Source organism: Saccharibacillus kuerlensis DSM 22868 (assembly GCF_000378145.1).
Taxonomy (GTDB): Bacteria; Bacillota; Bacilli; order Paenibacillales; family Paenibacillaceae; genus Saccharibacillus; species Saccharibacillus kuerlensis.
Window position 1 is genome coordinate 32338 of record NZ_KB899291.1, and the last position, 16521, is coordinate 48858.

Here is a 16521-nt window from a genome sequence, read left to right on the forward strand (position 1 = left end):
AAAAGCCCCCAATAAAACAAAAGAGACTTTTACCGCCAAAGGTTACGATTGTGTAGGTGCACACAAACAAACGTAACCTGAAGCGGTAAAAGTCTCGCTAACAACGATGGTTGCCAACAAAGCCGGGGATATGCTCCCGTATTGACGACTTTGATGTAAAAGCTACTCCCTCTTACCCGGTTAAGGAAAGATCAAGTATTCAGTTATTGGGTCTTCCATAAATTTAACTTCATATTAAGGGATAGACCTTCGGTCTGTCAACAGGAAAAGGCGGAACTGGATTTATAGGGAAGATCGCGATGCTGTTCTGTCCCATAAGACAACCTTACCATGTTTCAAACTTTCGGGAATGCAGATCAGACGTTGGTTGGAGCTGCCCCGGTACAGCAGCGATACGTCGCGCAGTTGCTGCATGAACTTTCCGTCGACAAGCACTTGTCCGCGCTTCAACAATTCGTACTCATTGGAACCGGGCATACTCGCGAGCTGTTCGAAGGTATAACCGGTGTACAGCCAGACATCGAGAGTCGGGATGCTTTCACGTGCCAGATCGACAAAGGCGGCAGCTTCACGCGCGGAGAAGAACGGGTCGCCCCCGGCTAGCGTCAATCCGTCCAGCAGCGGATTGTCCGCCATTTCGCGAATAATCCGCTGCTGCCAATTCCGGTCGAAAGGCTCGCCGTAATTGAAATTCCAAGTGCGCGTGCTGAAGCAGCCGGGGCAGCCATGCCGGCAGCCGCTGATGAAGACGGAAGCGCGCAGTCCTTCACCTTCATTGATGGATTCGGGATAATATCCGCAGATATTCATGCGTATGACCTCCTTTTTTTCAGGCTTGGTAAACGACTTCGACTACTTCGGTTGCTGCAATTATTGCAATTACTGCGGCGGCTGCGAAGATCCCGTGTGCTTGACTCGATCTCGTACTTCCGCCTGTTTGGCTCCGTTGAAGCGGGTCTGGTAGTCGCCTGTCAGGTAGCCCGTTACGCGGCGCAGCCGGGAGATATGGACTTCGGTTTCCAGACATCCGCAGGACGGGCAGGATGCGCCGATAATGCCTTCGTAACCGCAGGACGTGCAGCGATCGATCGGATGGTTGATGCTGAAGTAGCTAACGTTCTGCTCTAGTGTGTAAGTGACGATTTTGCGAAACGCCTCCGGATTGCTGCGTACGCTGCCGTCCAGCTCGATGTATGAGATGGCTCCGGCGCTGCATAGTTCGTGGAACGGCGCTTCCAGCGAAATCTTGCGTGCAGCTGTGGTCGGGTAATAGACCGGCACATGAAAAGAGTTGGTGTAATATGGACGATCCGTGACGCCGGGAATCGAACCGTACTGCGCGGCATCGTTCTTCGTGAACTTGCCTGACAGCCCTTCGGCGGGGGTGGCAAACAGAGTGATGTTCAAGTTGTGTTTGTCGCTCATTGCGTCGCAGAAAGCCCGCATATGGCGGACAATCTCCAACGCTTTTGTATAGACCTCGTCGTCTTCCGCATGATGTTTGCCGTACATGGCTTTCATGGCTTCCGCAATGCCAATAAAGCCGATAGACAGACTGCCGTGCTTAAGCAGCACTTCGACCCGGTCGTCCGGTCCCAATGCTTCGCCGCCTTCCCAGACGCCTTCGCGCATCATGAAGTCGGAGGCCTTAGCCGGTTGACTGGCCTGAATCCGGTAGCGGTGAAGCAGTCCGGCTAGTGCGATATTCAGCGCTTCGTCCAGCATGGCGTAGAAGCCTGCTTCATCCGCCTGATTGCGAGCTCCAAGCACAATGCCGTTTTCAATACCGAGCTTCACCAGGTTGATCGTATTGAATGAGAGATTGCCTTTGCCCGACAAGTGGTTGCGGCCGAACCGATCCGCGATGACACGCGTGCGGCATCCCATTGTCGCAAATTCCGTATCGGGATCGCCCGGTATGTAATGTTCAAGATTGATCGGTGCGTCCAGATTGGCGAAGTTCGGATACAGCCGCTTGGTTGAGCATTCGATCGCTTTCAGGAACAGATCGTAGTTGGGCTCGCCGGGCTGCTGATTGACGCCTTTTTTACATTTGATGATTTGGATCGGGAAGATCGGCGTCTGGCCCTGTCCCAGACCTCGCATCGTCGCTTCCATCAGACTCTCCATAACAAGGCGGCCTTCGCTGGAGGTGCAGGTGCCGTAATTGATACTTGTAAACGGAATCTGTCCGCCGCCGCGGCTCGACATGGTATTGAGGTTATGAATAAGGCTTTCGGCCGCTTGAAAGGTCTCCTGGCGCGTCTCTTGGTAGGCGTAACGGTAAGCGTGGGGGTAGCGATCGCGCAGCTCTATATTGTCTATACGGATATCTTCGTCGGCTGGAACGGCGTTTTTTGCTTCATTAAATGGGGCTGTATTTGTCAGATTGTGATTGGAACAGTTTGTATCGTACAACTTCGTATCGGATAGACTCTCAGAGAGCTCTGAACGTTCTCCGGCGAAGCTTTCGAAATACGCCAGTCCTTTGCGGAAATGCTTCAGAAACGAACGGCCGACATAAGGCGCCAGATCGTGATCAAGCTTATTGGCCGACACGCCGCCGTACTGCGCATTTTGCTGGCATTGGAAAATGATCGCGGTCAGTGCCATCGCCGTCATGATCGTTTGAGGAGTGCGCAGATCGCCGTTTCCCGTGCTGAACCCTTGGGCAAGCAGTTTATCGAACGGGATAAAGATGCAGTTGGTCATCCCTACCGCGTAATGATCCAGATCGTGTACGTAGACCGTATTGCCGCGAATAGCTGCTTCCACTTCCTTCGGGAGAAGGTGAAGGCGGGCATACCATTTGGCGTATTCGCTGCCGAATTTGCTCATTTTGCCGGAAAAGCTGTCTCCGTTCAGGTTGGCGTTTTCCCGCAGCGTCTCCGTATCGAGACTGTCGGCGATGTCCCGGCCAAGCCGGGTGATTTCCTCAAGCATATCGTGCTCGCTGTATGGCGGAGAGAAAGAAAGTGTTGGGCTCATTGTAGATTCATTCCTTTCGATCGGTATGATGTAAGGCAGTGGCGATTCGTGTGGAGCGGGGAAAGGGTTGGCATGGTTTCGGAATTTAGATGCTGAACCTGCTCCCCAATACTATATTTAGAATTATCATGCTCAATTTACACCTATATATAGTGGGTGTGAAGCAGGTGAGGAGGAGCTGCCACATAATGGACATAAAGCTGCATCGAAAATTTAATCAAATTGTCAAAGTTGAAAAAGATATTTTGGAAGAGAATAGGCAGCGGCGCGCCATAAATGGAAATTCGATTTCGCGGCAAAACGGGTATACAATGGAAAGACCAACAAAAGCAGCGGACAAGGATCTGTCCGTCAGGAGGAGGAAGGGCAAATGGCAATTGCGGAAGTGACAATCATCCCGATCGGGACGGGCACAACGAGCTTGAGCGCTTACGTGGCGAACATGCAGCGAAAGCTGGAAACCCTTGAAGGCATTCAATACGAACTGACATCGATGAGCACCATCATTGAAGGACCGCTGGACAGGATTCTGGAAGCGGTGCAGGCGCTGCATGAACATACATTCGAGTCGGGAGCGCAGCGGGTATCGACATCGATCAAGATCGACGACCGGCGGGACAAGGAAGGTTCCTCTATTCAGAAGCTGGCCTCGGTTCGTGCCAAGCTGAGCGAGCATGACGGAACTGGGCAGAGCGGTGAGTAAAAACAGAGCGGAAAATACTGCAAATTGAAGAGCGAAAAGACACGAGAATTCCAGATTTTTTTGCTCCCAAATACTTGCGGATTTTCCGGATTGGTGTATAATAAATTTCGTTGTTGTTCAAGACAGCAAGAAAAAACCACATATGCTGATGTAGCTCAGGGGTAGAGCAACGCACTCGTAATGCGTAGGTCGGGGGTTCAATTCCCTTCATCAGCATCTCAACGCAAATATCCTGTAATATCAACGTTTGTTAGCAGTAAGTGTCTCGGAAGGCTGCTTGCAAGAGCAACGCAATCCAGCCTGAAAAGTGCTAAAACGTTGGTGCTAATTACGGGTCACACGAAGCCTTCTACGAATAATCGTAGGAGGTTTTTTTGTATGGCAATTGATCCACGTAAAGGGAAAGCAACGGTCGCCAGTAAGCGTACAATTCAGTCGGAAGGTTCGCGTTCAAGTCAAATTTCACTCTCGCTGGCCTTTGACATGTATTACAATGCCAAACGAGCGGAAGGCTTGAGAGAGCGAACGTTGGCGGATTGCAGAAGTTACTGGCGCTACTTTTTGGAATGGCTTGAGCAGGATCGTCCAGAGGTTGTTGAGGTTGACCAGATTACAACGGAAGTTGTCCGATCCTATGTTGGTTATATGATGCACGATCATACGCGCTACGGTTCTGTAGAGTCACGTAAGAAGGACTCGCGTAAGTTATCTCCAGCTACGGTATCGTCTAGGCTGCGAGCGGTTCAATCCATGTGCAAGTTCTGGGAAGGCGAGGGACTACTCCTGAGCGATCCTGCGGCCAAGATTAAGCCCCCGCGCATGGATGTGAAGGAGAAGCCGATCATGACGGAGGAAGAGCTGTCTGCGCTCCTGAACGCTCCTGACGTCGACACCTACGCTGGCTATCGGGACTATGTTCTGATCCTGCTACTCGCAGATACGGGATTGCGTATTAACGAAGCTTTGAACCTTCGTGAGCTGCACATCGACGTAAATGCACGCTGTATACGTCTGCCTGCTGAGCTGAATAAGAACCGTAAGCCTCGCATCATCCCACTGTCTGTTACTGTCCTACGTGAACTTATCAAGCTGGTGGAGGAGACGCGGAGTTACTTCGACACTGATTACTGCTTCGTGGCGAATTACGGAGAACCGCTTAAAGCGGATCATTTCAGAAAACGACTACTTCAACATGCTTGTGAGGCTGGAATCGATGTTAAGAAGAAGCCAGTTACTCCGCATAGATTAAGGGATTACTTCTGCACGCAATATTTGTTGAATGGAGGCGATCTGTTTACGTTACAGCGTATCGTTGCTCATGCCGATATCAAAACGACGCAAGGATATGTAAAGCCTAATGAAGCGGCCATTCGAAATAGTCATGAGCAGTTTTCGCTGTTATCACGGATAGGGAGACGGCGTAGGTGAAAGCAAACCTTAGATAAAGATCTTATGTACAAAGGTGGATGTTTAAGTGCTTAAATTCATATGAGAAATAATTTTAAACATGTTCTCATATATTTTAGAATCCATAAATTATCATTTGTGATATAATTTTTTAAAACGAAATTATTGCTAACTTGCTTTTGTTTATGCAAATATATGGGGGTAGAGTGATGAGAGAAGGAAAATTCAAGAGAATTGTAAAAAGTAAGATGTTTTTAAAAATTGCTTCAGGGATTCTTATTTGTGGGATTATCGCAATATATGTAGCAACCTCTTCGCTTCGGCAATATTCTTCAGCTAAATCAATGATGAATAAACAAAATTACGAAGGCGCGATTACAAGTTTTTCTGCATTAGGAGATTATAAAAACTCGTATACACTTTTGAAAGAAAGCCGTTATCTACTTGGAGAACAATTCTTGGAAAACAAAGATTATATACAAGCAAAAGCAGTATTTGAGGAGTTAAAGTCTTATGAAAATAGTGAAATGAATCTTCTGGAGACAAATTATCAGATAGGTATTCAACAATTTGATGACCAAGATTACGAAGGAGCAATAGAAACGTTTAATCTTACAGAAGGTTATAAAGAAACTGAACAATGGATAAATGAGTCTAAGTACAACCATGGAAAGATTTTGATGAGTGAACAAAATTATGAAGGGGCAAGAGTAGTATTTGAAAGTCTTGGTAAATTCGAAGACTCTACTGAACTAGTAATGAATGCTAAATATAATGCAGGAGTAAAACAATTTAATGAAGGAAATTTCGATAGTTCAAAATTAAGCTTTCGAAGTCTTGAAAAAGAATATAAAGACTCACAAGTCTATTTAGATAAGATAGCAAAACATTTCAGTGATGTTGCATTGATTCGACCGTTTATCGGTACATGGGAAGATGAAAACGGTTGGCATCAATTAATTTTTACAGATAATAAAGTTTCAAGTGTTTTTTATCCTGACTCACACGATACTCAAGTGTATACGTTTGATCTGAAAGTAGAAAACAATAGAGTAGTAAGCAGCGGTACTTCTTATTTTATAGAAAACAATAAATTGTACGAAGTTCATGAATATAATAATGACCCAACTAGCTACTCGAAAACTGCTAGTTCAACAAGCGTGCCAGAAGAGAAGCCATCGCCAACGATTGGTATGACCGCTAGTGAAGTGAGAGCATCTAACTGGGGCAGTCCAATTGACATTAATACGACAACAACAGAATATGTTGTACTTGAGCAGTGGGTTTACAATGATTATAAGTACATTTATTTAGAAGATGGCATTGTCACATCGATTTCAGAATAAGATTGCGGTTGATGATAGTGTATTCTCATAGAGAAGTGATCAATTTGAACACAGAAGCGATTACTTATCGTCTCTGTGTTCTCTTTTGTTTATACTGGAGGAATGGATCTTACAGCGGATTGTTGGTCATAAGGATATCAAAATGACACAAGTGTATGTGAAGCGTAGTGAGGTAGCAATAAGGTATAGCCATGAACAGTTTTCGCCGTTATCGCGAGTAGGGAAGCGGAAGAAATAAGCGCTATCCGATCTTATTGCACTCTTACTGGGAAATTAATAAAGTTTTCCTAATATAAGTAGATTAGTTAGTCGATATAAATTGTATTACATAGTACTTGTTAAGAGGGATTTTACATATTCACTTTAATATGTAGCAGAGAGGATTTTCATTGAGAATGTTAAAGTGGAATCGAGCTCTTTGCCTGCGTTGTAAGCTGTTCATTGTCCGATAACTAGATAAAGGGTTGATTAATTATGGAAGAAAGATTTAGAGAAATATCATCAACGAAACTGTTGAGAAAATCTTATAAAGCTACTGGATTAGCGTGGGGATTTGGGAAAATCAGCTTGAATACAGACTACCGTGTGAAAAAAGAATTAATTACTGAGAACTCTTTTTCTCAGTTAGGTAGCATTAAATCAGGTCTAGTGAGCTCTGTAGAAACATTCAAGCAACTAGGTATAGTATTTGCTATTATCACTTTTCTTTTGACAACGATACTGGGAACTCTACCAATGTATATGCCACAGTATTTCAGAACAGTAGATTGGACACATCAAGTAAATCTCTTGCTTATTGAAGATGCAATATCTGGTATGAGTAATGATGAAAAACAAAAATATATTATAGATAAACATGACGAAGAGGTAAGTAGCTACAATCAAGAATTAAGCGATGTTCAAAATGAACATTATAATATGTTGAATATCATTTTATGGCCAATAGTGATAATATTCGCAGTGATTTTTTTTCGTTTTAGATGGCTCTTAAGTGTTCAAGCTTGTGTTAATGAAGCATATCAAGAGAAAGAAAAAATAATTCAAGAAGAGAAAGAGAAGCTGCAAAAAATAAAGCAGCGACGAGAGTCAGTATTGCAAAAATAATAGAAGGAAATTAAAGATTGAATATTTGTATAGAAATATTACTTGTCGTTTCTATATCTTTCTTTTGCCTACTATGCGAACAACGTGTAAGGGGTTGTTTACAAATCGAATTTAATTTAAATGATAAACATGTAATAAAGGTATCTTCAGCGTCATATTCTTCTGCAAAGATTGTAAGTGTCTTAAAGACTAGTGTTGATTCTAACTAAGTTGGTGTAGGTCGGGGGTTCAATTCCCTTCATCAGCATCGGGTAAGACAAGAAAAGCGCGAGCCTCGATTCCTCGAAGTTCGCGCTTCTTTGTTACATGCATCGATGGATTTATACCATAACGTTTTTGAGCTGCTTGAGGTAGCGATGGCGGGCAATTCCGAAATACAGAAGCTGCAGCACCAGGAAAGTTCCGGTTGTGATGAAGATGGGCCAGGGGGCTGCTTCCATTTGAGCCAGAGTTAAGACCGGTCTTAAGACGATTAGCGCCTGAATCGTCGCAACCGCAATCGGCAGGAAGAACAGAAGCGCCATTTGGATCGTGGCCGAGTTCTTCATCTCGCCGACGCTGAGTCCAATCTTGGATAGCGAGTTATAAACCCGTGAATCGCGTGCAAGTTCCGCAAACAGCTTGAAGTATAGAAAGCTTGCCGAAGCGAATGAGAACATGAATGTGATGAATATTCCGATAAAGCCGATCATCGACAGTTCCTGCATGGAGTCCAGGTATGTTATGCCTGTGCTTCGAACAATTCGAGTAGGAGACACTTCGCCAGGTATGTTGCTTCCCCATTTAACTAATTGCCGGCCTACCCGATCTTCTTGACCCCCTCTTTCAAGCTTAGAAAAGGTCCAATCGGGTATATTGTAATTTACTTGCACGATTTCTGTACTGCCGAAAGGAGCCAGCTTGCGTTTTACACCATGTGCATAGGATTGATCAGACACCACTAACAAAAATGAAATATTCATGTACCGTAATCGTTCCAGTTCGCTCGCAGAAGTCAGCTGGAAGGTTATGTTGGAATTATTAAGTGTCATTGATTGTCCGACTGAAGGCAGGGTCTGATTCGTGGTGCTGTATGCTTTGAACGCACGTTTGTCGTAAAGGAGCATAGTTTCGTCTTTCCCGTTCAACTCGGCAGGCGGCGCGTTCCACTGTGGGGCTGACGAATCATAGACGGATTTCGACATTACGGTAATTGGAACCTGGGGATTCCCATACCAGTCATACAGTTTAGTAAAACGTTCCGAGTAGTAAGTTACTCCAGCATGCGCTAAGCGATCGTTGATTTCGGAAATATCCTGCTCTACACGTCTCTGCTTATTAGTGAGCCCACTACTTTCAATCATAATCAGAGAGTAAGGGTTATCGATATAAGAGCTGCGTGCATCACGGAAGGAAGCAATCAGAAAAGCAGAACAAATTGCGGCTGCCACAAGCATAATAGTCGTGAGGAACAAGACAAGCGAGTTGTTTTTGCTCTTGTACGCCATCTCTGAGATCCAGAGTAGGCGTGTCTTCCGCCATGTGAACGTACGGTTGTGCTTGAGCAGACGCAGCACGAAAATCGACAGCTGGGAATAGAACAAATAGGTTCCGCCGATAAGCGCGGCAATCAGGAGGATAACGATGCTCAGTTTCATTCGGAATGCATGGTTTAACCCGATAATGAGGGTGGCAATCAGAACCACGCACAAAAGAACCAATAAGATCGAGACTCGAGGTTCCTTTTTGGGACCGACATCGCCTTTCAACCAATCCAACACATTCTTTTTACTGACAAATAGCAAAGTGAACAGCGAGATCACAAGAAATAACGCAGCGAACGAAAATGCTGTAAGCCCGATCGCCTGCAGCGGCCAGTAAAAGGGGAGGTCAGGAAGTCCCGCTATTCGTGCGCTAATAAGGAGAAAAAATTTGGAGGATGGCAATCCGAGAATGATGCCACTCATAATCGCAACCGAGCCGATGAGCATGTTTTCCAAAAAGACTAGCGAATTTAACTGTTTACGGGACGCACCCAGCATGGATAGCAAACCGAACTCTTTTCTCCGACTTTTCAGAAAAACGCTAATTGAATAGAGGATGAACAGAAAAGCAAAGATAAAAATGATATATTCGGCGATCAACATAAACTTATAGGCTGTCCGATTAAGTTCAATAAGAACCTCTTTATTATTCTTAATCCAGGGATGATGAATAAACACCGCGAACGAGAAAAAGATCATGACCATGAAGGTGCTGCTCAGCAGATAGGCTAGGTAAGCTCGTGCATTCCGAAGCACATTGTTATAAGCGAACCGAGGAAAGTTCAGCGGTATCTCCTCCTAGATTGGATTTACTTAAGTCGGATGTTTCCAATAACAGCATCGATATTTCTCCTTTTGTATAAAAAAAGTGCTAATCATAAGGGGGAGGTTTGTGATTTATATTCTTATGTAAGTAAAAGCTCTGCTCTTGTTGAACAACCCCAAAATGGAAATGGTTAGGGATGAACAGGAAATTATTTTGAAGATTGGACTTTAGTAGTTAACATTAGAGATTAGAGTATCTTTAAAGGAAGTGTGAACTTGATCGCTGTTGAAACGCAGGTTTCCGATTATTGGAAGCCTGCGTTTTTTGTTTCTTTCATTTAATTCGATCAATTATCTAAAAAATCGACAAATTATGCCGTAATATAGAAAGAAAGCAACTCGGCAGCGATCGGCAGACAATCGCTTGAAAAGGTGATGGAGAAAGTGACAAAGAGGGCGTCGGAAGGTCGTAAAAAGGGCCTTAGCGAGCGTTTTTACTATACAAGAGGCAAAGTTAGTCTGCGTGCGCTTTTTTCAGGGCTTGTCATCTTGACCTTTGTAATGACACTGACCCTGACATTGTTTGCTTCGTATCGTTCAGAACAAAAACTTCTGGAAGAACGTACGCTCAGTGCGAATTTTCGAGAATCGGATCGGGTCGCTCAAGCGATAAATCTGCTCTTTATTTCGATCAAGAACAATCTGAACGCTTTTTCGGGCGAATTCGTGGAAACGACATCACTTGACGCATCGAATAAGAATGTGGACCGGCTAAAACTGCTGTACGACAGCGGCGGTTATTATGCTGCAGTATTCGCTGCGCAAGCGGACGGCGAGATCAGTATCATGTACCAAGGCAGCGGGGAGAAGACAGAGCGTGAAAAGGTCGAGGCAGCGGCGCTGGAAAATGCTTTGGAAGCCAGAGCCTCGTTTCAGTCTCTTCCTTATACCGACCCGCATGGCGGAGTAGCGGTGCTGCTTTCGGAACCGGTATACACGGAGAGCGGCGAATATTTGGGGATTGTCGGAGGGGTACTGCACCTGCAGACTTTAAATGTTTTGAGCAATCTTTTCCACGAAAATGCACTTGAACACACAGGTTCTTATTCGTATGTGGTCGATATGAACGGCAAAATCGTTTACCATCCCGATAAGGAAAGAATCGGGGAAGATGTCGGCTGCAATTCGGCGGTCGCACATTTAATAAATGGGGAAAGCGGCCAGGAGAAGATTCTTAATTCAAAAGATATTACTTTTTTGGCGGGGTATGTAACAGTATCAGCGGCAGGCTGGGGAGTTATAACGCAGACGCCGACCAGCCTGATCAGCGAGCAGCAGATGGAACAGGTAAGAGGAACGCTGCTTGTTGTACTGGTGCCGTTTCTAATCTTGGCCGCTTCGGCTCTGTTTCTGGCCCGCCGGCTTACGGCTCCGTTTGTCTACTTGGCCAATTTTGTGGCGGGAGCGGCGGATCGGCCGGGTGAAGCGATGCCTTCGATACGGCGTCACTGGAACAGAGAGGCGGATCTGCTGAACCAGGCAGTGCTCCGAACAGTTCGCGAAATGAAGCAGCAGCATCAGGATCTGAATGACGTTGCGTTCAAAGACCCGTTGACCGGACTTTTGAACCGGCGGGCTCTGGATGAAGCATTGGATAAACTGGAGAGAGAGGGCTCAACGTTTTCGCTGCTGCTGATCGATATCGATTATTTCAAATCAGTTAACGACACGTACGGGCATGCGGCTGGCGACGAAGTATTAAGGATGGTGGCTCATACGTTGGAAAAAACAATAGACAGCATGGATTTCTGCGGACGCTATGGCGGCGAGGAATTCGTCGTTCTGCTGCCGGACCGCAGTATACCGGAAACGTACGAAATGGCAGAACGTCTGCGTATGGCGGTTGCCAATCATAAAAATTCGCTGCAAATTCCTATTACGCTGTCGATTGGCGCTTCGATATGTCCGCTTCAGGCCAAACGTCTCGGCGATCTGTTCGATCTTGCGGATCGGGCACTGTATCGCGCAAAAGAAGGCGGACGCAATCGAGTTGTCATTTAACTAACGGATACCACTCACGCGGATAAGCTCAAGCGATACGTCCTGTGAGCTCAACCGGTATGTTTGAATAAATGCAGCTGCAAAAATAGGCATATAAAAACAAGAAAACAAAAAGAACGCGTTTTTTCCGATCCGGGAAATTACGCGTTCTTTTTGTTCAGACGTTTAATGAAATAGCCTGGAGGAAGTAAAAGTTCGGTCAGTCGTTCGAGCGGGTCAGCGTCGGAAGTTCTGTTCATTCTCCACCACCGCCGCCACCGTCTCCGCAGCTCCCGCCATCGTAGGAAGAGGAAGTGCCGCAGTTTGTGGAAGAATTAGAGCTGCCGAAACCACCAAAAAATCCTGGGCCGGAATCACTGTGGGCCATGCCGGAATGTTTTTTTCTGCGGGGATGAGTTTTCGGCCGCTTCGAATTGCCGAGAGAAACCAGCAGCAGCAGCGGAACGAAAATAACGAGAAGCCAAACGATCGTCATAATAAAATCCTCCTCTGTATACATGTTGTAAGTCTATATAGAAGGAAGCGAAGCAGGAAAAGCTGCGCTTCCTTACCTCATAAACGTAATGAATAGGGGAGGGGTTTCTCTTTTTACAAAAAAAGAAAGGTGTATCTCCAAAGTTTGTCATTCATTCAATTTCCCTTCTTACGAGCTGAGCGTCAAATTTTCCATCTGTGATGGCTCTATACGAATCAGTCAATTTTTATCCATGAAGCTCCGGTTGAAGTGAATCCTTTATCCGTCGATTGGATGTCCACCGTTACCGGAACTGTTGAATTTGGAGAACCGCTGCGCCGTATATCAGACTTCTCGCCGCTGAAGCCCGACAGAATGGCCCAGTATTGGACACCTTTTGACGAGCGATAGCGGCCCGGTGCAATATCTGTGCCCACTATATAAGTTCCGGCTCCGAATTCCGTTTTGGGCGAACTTTTGCCGGATGATACCGGCCTCCAGCGTCCGGAACCTTTGGAAATAAATCCGATATCCGAATCCTGAATTTCGACGATTGTCTGACCTGTCGGGACAAAACGAACAATCCGGTCTTTGTCTGTGCCGGACAATCCCGAGGTGCGCTCCCAATAGTCGATGCTGCCGGTAGAACGGTAAAGTCCCGGCTGGATATGTTTGCCGATTCGGTAGTGTCCGCTGCCCGGAATAACGGAAGAGTCTCTGGAACGCTCGGTGAAGGGTGCCGGTCCATTCCAATCAGGATTCTGCGCCGGACGATTCTGTTCTTCTTTCGGGCTGACTGTCTTCTCTGAAGGACGGTCTTGTTCGGCAGGCGCCGCATCTTCGGGTCGGACGGTTTCGCTGCTCTTGCGGCTGTTTTCGTTGTTGTCCTCGGAACTGTCGGTCGGCCGCTGGCGCTCATTCGGCGCAGACTGCTTCACATCGGATTCCGCTTGGCTGTCCGAAGCATTTGGCCGGCTCTGTTCCTTCACAGTATCGCGCGATTGGGGTTCTTCCGCCGTGCTTCTCGTATCCGATTCCTGGACTTCATCAGCGGGTCGGCTGCCCTCCGTCGGTCGACTGTACGTCGCGCTTTCCTGAGCAGGCGATTCTTTGGTTGGCCTTTCTTTCTCACGCACTGGCTCACGTATTGGCTCCTGCTGCGTCACAGCTTCGCCGTTGTCCGGCCGGCTCTGCTCGCTGGGCGCGTGTTCGTCGGCAGCTGGCTCGTCGGTCGGTTCCTGCGGACGACGGGACTCTGTCGGTGCAGCTGTATTGCCGACGTCCTCTTCGGCCGGTCGCGTATGCTCATCCGCCGAAGTTGGCCCCGCCTGATCCGCCGGAACCTCTTCCGGTCGTGTCCGCTCTACGGCCCCCGACCCGCTGGATTCTGCAGGTCGCTGACTTTCGGCGGAAGAGGTTCCGCTATACGTTGTGTCGCTCCTGCCGTCTCCCGAACAGGCACTCAGCACGGCAATGAGGGATGCCGCGAGCAGAATTGCACCTGTGCTCCGTTTTGTTCCGCTGCGCTTCATGGTTCTCCCCTCCAGTCCGCTCTGAAGCTGATGTGCGGTTTGAGTTCGGGCATACTCATAAAAAGATCGTAATAAATCAGCTCCGGGCCTCGTTCAAAAACCGCCGTATTCCGGCTGTGACCAGATCATGATCTTCTTGATCGGGCAGTCCTGATACGGTGATGGTGCCTACCGGTCCTTCACCGGCGATCAGCAGCGGAAAAGCGCCGCCTGCCAGTACGAATTCGTTATCGCTCAGCCCGTAATCGTCTGAAAGTGTCCGGCCTTCACTGCGGAACATAAGAGCTGTGTGCCAGGAGCTTTTCGCAAAGCGGCCGACCGTATTGTTTTTGCGTCGAATCCAGTCTTCATTCTCCGGCGAAGTACCCTCCATGGCATGAAGAAACAGCCGATGCCCGCCGCGGGTAATGTCCACCGTAATCTTCTTGCCGGTCAGGCGAGCTTCGTCGATCAGAATGAGACCCAGCTGAAGTGCTGTTTCGGAATCGAACGTGGAGAAACGAAGTTCTTCTTCTTCCTGCCGCATTTGCAGCAGTCTTTCTTCGATGGTCAGGGACATGAGGATCTCTATCTCCTTTGAAGTCAAATTGTTCAATGATTCAAAACTTTCGTTCTGATTCAAAACTTTCGTTCTCCGAAATAATCGGCCAGTGTCAGCAGGTCCTGATAGGCTGCGTAATTCTTCAGCGAGCGGGCAATCTCCCGGGCTTGTTCCAGCTCCGTTTCGCAAAATGTCTCGGCACGCTGCAGAACATCACTTGCGCGAATCTTAATCAGCAGAGATTGGATATCTGTGGGGAGGGATGTTGGTCCTATACTGCGGATTTCGGCAGCCAGCACCGGATCTTCCAGCGCATACAGAATAGGCAGCGTTACCTGGCCGACAAGCAGGTCACTGCCGGCGGGTTTGCCGATCTGCTCAGCCGACGAGGTGAAGTCCAGCAGATCGTCCCGCAGCTGGAATGACAAGCCCAGATGCTCACCGAATGTGTACAATTGGCTGCTGATCTCTTCGGGAGCCCCCGCAGCACGGGCTCCGAATTCCAACGAAACGGCTATCAAGTGGGCGGTTTTGTTTCTGGATTTGAGAAGGTAATCGTCGAGACTCAGATTATAATCGTAAGCGTGTTCAAGTTGTTCGTATTCTCCAAGACAGAGCTTGGCTGTAGCGGCTGCAGTAAAGCTCTGTCTGCCGTCTCCAAACGGATCTTCCGTATGCTCTGCATTCGCGAGCAGTTCGACAACGCGAGCCGACATATAATTGCCAACGTAGACCGCTTTAGCCGGTCCGATCACGGTGTGCAGCGAAGGTTCTCCTCGCCGCAGCGGGGAGCGGTCAATCAGGTCGTCATGAATAAGCGAGGCGGTATGAATAAATTCCGCGGCCGCGGCCAGCTGCACAAGGCGGCCTTCATCGGATCGCTTGCCGAAACGGCTCCCTACGAGCACGAGCATCGGCCGAAGGCGTTTGCCTCCAGCTTCAATTGTTCGAAGCAGAGCGCGTTCCAGCTCGGAATTCGGCGGAACATCATTGTCATACTTTACTATTCGCTTCATTTCCCGCTCGATGCGGCGCAGGTCGATGCGAAGCTTTTTATGCAGTTCCATGCTTATCTCGTCTCCTTCCGACTCATCAGTACCTGTTCGAAAGCGGAGAGCAAAGGGACTTCGCCGTTTCTGCCGAGTGCCCGGGCAATTTGGATCTTTTTGACGAAAGGAGACAATCCGCGCATCAATGATCCTTCCCTACATTTGAGTGCGTATTGGATGTAAAGACTGTACAGATAGTCACCATCGAGAATGCGGCGAGTCAGCTCGGCGTCTTCCAATTCCATAGGTTCGGCATGGCGGTCGAGAGCAGAGGACAGCAGAATGTAGACAGTCAACAGTCCCGGCAGCCGCTGTCGTTCGACACCGCAGCGTTCAAAGACGGTCAGAGCCTCCGCAAGTGCAGCCTGATCCGGAGACAATCGGATACGTGTGACCGGATCAATCTCGGTCTGCAGACGCTCCAGTGCTTCCCGGATTATAGTATCTTTCATTAAGGCACCCCTTGACGGACTAACAAAATAACGAACCGGCGCGTGCGCCAAATTATTGAGATTCCTTCACATTATGAGACAAATTGTGTGATTATGCAAAGGTTGAGTACAGGCTTTCTGCATATGGCAGTCGCTTGGGTTTGGAAACTTGTTCTTTCATAAATGAAGAGAGGATTTCAGTCTTTTTCACTTCTTCTATTCTCCTTAATTTAATGCATTTGGACAGTTCTTGCCGGGTCGATTCAGGAGAATGGAGCGAGGGTAATTCAAATTAAACGGATTCCCAACCAGTGAGGAGCTGACTTCATGATTAATCCGATTGAAGAAAAAGTAATCAAAGGTAGATGGAACCAGACGCGTAATGAAGCGAAGAAACAATGGAGCAAACTGACGGAGGAAGATTTGGACTATATCAATGGAGATCGTGACAAACTCATTGAGAAAGTCCGGGAAAGATATGGACATGACGCCGAATCGGCGGAGCTGGAGTACAAGTCTTGGGCATCGGCTCTGATAATGGGCAGCAACCGCTGACCCGATAAAGCAGAGATAGGCGCTGCCGGATAACATTCCTTTTGTCCGGCAGCTTGACGTTT

Annotated in this window: 15 protein-coding genes and 1 tRNA gene; 8 read left to right on the top strand and 8 right to left on the bottom strand. The window is 47.5% G+C overall.

Going from position 1 to position 16521, the window contains the following annotated elements; genetic code table 11:
- Window positions 1-282: 282 nt before the first annotated feature.
- Complete coding sequence (nrdG, locus tag F456_RS0114675; protein WP_018977804.1) at window positions 283-810, bottom strand: anaerobic ribonucleoside-triphosphate reductase activating protein; 528 nt, start codon at window positions 808-810, stop codon at window positions 283-285.
- Window positions 811-879: 69 nt separating this feature from the next.
- Window positions 880-2988: an anaerobic ribonucleoside triphosphate reductase gene (locus F456_RS0114680; protein WP_018977805.1), complete on the bottom strand. Its 2109-nt coding sequence runs from the start codon at window positions 2986-2988 to the stop codon at window positions 880-882.
- Window positions 2989-3176: 188 nt separating this feature from the next.
- Here F456_RS0114680 and F456_RS0114685 point away from each other — a divergent pair, with 188 nt between their 5' ends.
- From F456_RS0114685 to F456_RS0114710, 6 genes are all read left to right on the top strand, one after another.
- Window positions 3177-3377, top strand: a complete 201-nt coding sequence (locus tag F456_RS0114685; RefSeq protein WP_018977806.1) for a hypothetical protein — start codon at window positions 3177-3179, stop codon at window positions 3375-3377.
- Complete coding sequence (locus F456_RS0114690) at window positions 3359-3691, top strand: MTH1187 family thiamine-binding protein (protein ID WP_018977807.1); 333 nt, start codon at window positions 3359-3361, stop codon at window positions 3689-3691. The genes F456_RS0114685 and F456_RS0114690 overlap by 19 nt, the downstream gene beginning before the upstream one ends.
- A gap of 144 nt (window positions 3692-3835) precedes the next feature.
- Window positions 3836-3907 (top strand) — tRNA-Thr (locus F456_RS0114695).
- A 162-nt stretch (window positions 3908-4069) separates the two neighbouring features.
- A complete protein-coding gene (locus F456_RS0114700) occupies window positions 4070-5119 on the top strand; it encodes a tyrosine-type recombinase/integrase (protein ID WP_018977808.1) in 1050 nt (349 codons plus the stop codon).
- Window positions 5120-5307: 188 nt separating this feature from the next.
- Window positions 5308-6444: a tetratricopeptide repeat protein gene (locus F456_RS0114705; RefSeq protein WP_018977809.1), complete on the top strand. Its 1137-nt coding sequence runs from the start codon at window positions 5308-5310 to the stop codon at window positions 6442-6444.
- 474 nt (window positions 6445-6918) lie between these two features.
- Window positions 6919-7548 carry a hypothetical protein gene (locus F456_RS0114710; RefSeq protein ID WP_018977810.1) on the top strand — a complete coding sequence of 210 codons (630 nt, stop codon included), beginning with the start codon at window positions 6919-6921 and terminating at the stop codon, window positions 7546-7548.
- Between the two features lie 320 nt (window positions 7549-7868).
- Here F456_RS0114710 and F456_RS0114715 read toward each other — a convergent pair whose 3' ends face one another.
- Complete coding sequence (locus F456_RS0114715; protein WP_018977811.1) at window positions 7869-9776, bottom strand: FtsX-like permease family protein; 1908 nt, start codon at window positions 9774-9776, stop codon at window positions 7869-7871.
- Between the two features lie 504 nt (window positions 9777-10280).
- On the opposite strand from F456_RS0114715, the gene F456_RS22670 reads away from it, so the two are divergent.
- The gene (locus tag F456_RS22670) at window positions 10281-11897 is read left to right on the top strand and encodes a sensor domain-containing diguanylate cyclase (RefSeq protein WP_051086746.1); all 1617 of its coding nucleotides are present in this window, start codon (window positions 10281-10283) and stop codon (window positions 11895-11897) included.
- Between the two features lie 235 nt (window positions 11898-12132).
- On the opposite strand, the gene F456_RS22675 is transcribed toward F456_RS22670, so the two are convergent.
- From F456_RS22675 to F456_RS22685, 5 genes are all read right to left on the bottom strand, one after another.
- On the bottom strand, window positions 12133-12372 hold the full coding sequence (locus tag F456_RS22675) for a hypothetical protein (RefSeq protein WP_018977813.1): 240 nt from the start codon (window positions 12370-12372) through the stop codon (window positions 12133-12135).
- A gap of 215 nt (window positions 12373-12587) precedes the next feature.
- Window positions 12588-13883, bottom strand: a complete 1296-nt coding sequence (locus F456_RS23700; RefSeq protein ID WP_018977814.1) for an Rv1352/Rv1906c domain-containing protein — start codon at window positions 13881-13883, stop codon at window positions 12588-12590.
- A 76-nt stretch (window positions 13884-13959) separates the two neighbouring features.
- Entirely contained in the window at window positions 13960-14442 is a 483-nt protein-coding gene (locus F456_RS0114740) for a heme-degrading domain-containing protein (RefSeq protein WP_018977815.1), read from the bottom strand.
- Between the two features lie 59 nt (window positions 14443-14501).
- Window positions 14502-15491 carry a polyprenyl synthetase family protein gene (locus F456_RS0114745; RefSeq protein ID WP_018977816.1) on the bottom strand — a complete coding sequence of 330 codons (990 nt, stop codon included), beginning with the start codon at window positions 15489-15491 and terminating at the stop codon, window positions 14502-14504.
- Window positions 15492-15493: 2 nt separating this feature from the next.
- Window positions 15494-15925, bottom strand: coding sequence for a hypothetical protein (locus F456_RS22685; protein ID WP_018977817.1), 432 nt, complete (start codon window positions 15923-15925; stop codon window positions 15494-15496).
- Between the two features lie 306 nt (window positions 15926-16231).
- Between F456_RS22685 and F456_RS0114755 the strand changes: the two genes are divergently transcribed.
- A complete protein-coding gene (locus F456_RS0114755) occupies window positions 16232-16459 on the top strand; it encodes a CsbD family protein (protein WP_018977818.1) in 228 nt (75 codons plus the stop codon).
- Window positions 16460-16521: the final 62 nt, after the last annotated feature.

Bases quoted from the DNA above. Each gene is read 5' to 3' on its own strand.
- nrdG (WP_018977804.1), bottom strand. From the start codon at position 810: ATGAATATCTGCGGATATTATCCCGAATCCATCAATGAAGGTGAAGGA.
- F456_RS0114680 (WP_018977805.1), bottom strand. From the start codon at position 2,988: ATGAGCCCAACACTTTCTTTCTCTCCGCCATACAGCGAGCACGATATG.
- F456_RS0114685 (WP_018977806.1), top strand. From the start codon at position 3,177: ATGGACATAAAGCTGCATCGAAAATTTAATCAAATTGTCAAAGTTGAA.
- F456_RS0114690 (WP_018977807.1), top strand. From the start codon at position 3,359: ATGGCAATTGCGGAAGTGACAATCATCCCGATCGGGACGGGCACAACG.
- F456_RS0114700 (WP_018977808.1), top strand. From the start codon at position 4,070: ATGGCAATTGATCCACGTAAAGGGAAAGCAACGGTCGCCAGTAAGCGT.
- F456_RS0114705 (WP_018977809.1), top strand. From the start codon at position 5,308: ATGAGAGAAGGAAAATTCAAGAGAATTGTAAAAAGTAAGATGTTTTTA.
- F456_RS0114710 (WP_018977810.1), top strand. From the start codon at position 6,919: ATGGAAGAAAGATTTAGAGAAATATCATCAACGAAACTGTTGAGAAAA.
- F456_RS0114715 (WP_018977811.1), bottom strand. From the start codon at position 9,776: ATGGTCATGATCTTTTTCTCGTTCGCGGTGTTTATTCATCATCCCTGG.
- F456_RS22675 (WP_018977813.1), bottom strand. From the start codon at position 12,372: ATGACGATCGTTTGGCTTCTCGTTATTTTCGTTCCGCTGCTGCTGCTG.
- F456_RS23700 (WP_018977814.1), bottom strand. From the start codon at position 13,883: ATGAAGCGCAGCGGAACAAAACGGAGCACAGGTGCAATTCTGCTCGCG.
- F456_RS0114740 (WP_018977815.1), bottom strand. From the start codon at position 14,442: ATGTCCCTGACCATCGAAGAAAGACTGCTGCAAATGCGGCAGGAAGAA.
- F456_RS0114745 (WP_018977816.1), bottom strand. From the start codon at position 15,491: ATGGAACTGCATAAAAAGCTTCGCATCGACCTGCGCCGCATCGAGCGG.
- F456_RS22685 (WP_018977817.1), bottom strand. From the start codon at position 15,925: ATGAAAGATACTATAATCCGGGAAGCACTGGAGCGTCTGCAGACCGAG.
- F456_RS0114755 (WP_018977818.1), top strand. From the start codon at position 16,232: ATGATTAATCCGATTGAAGAAAAAGTAATCAAAGGTAGATGGAACCAG.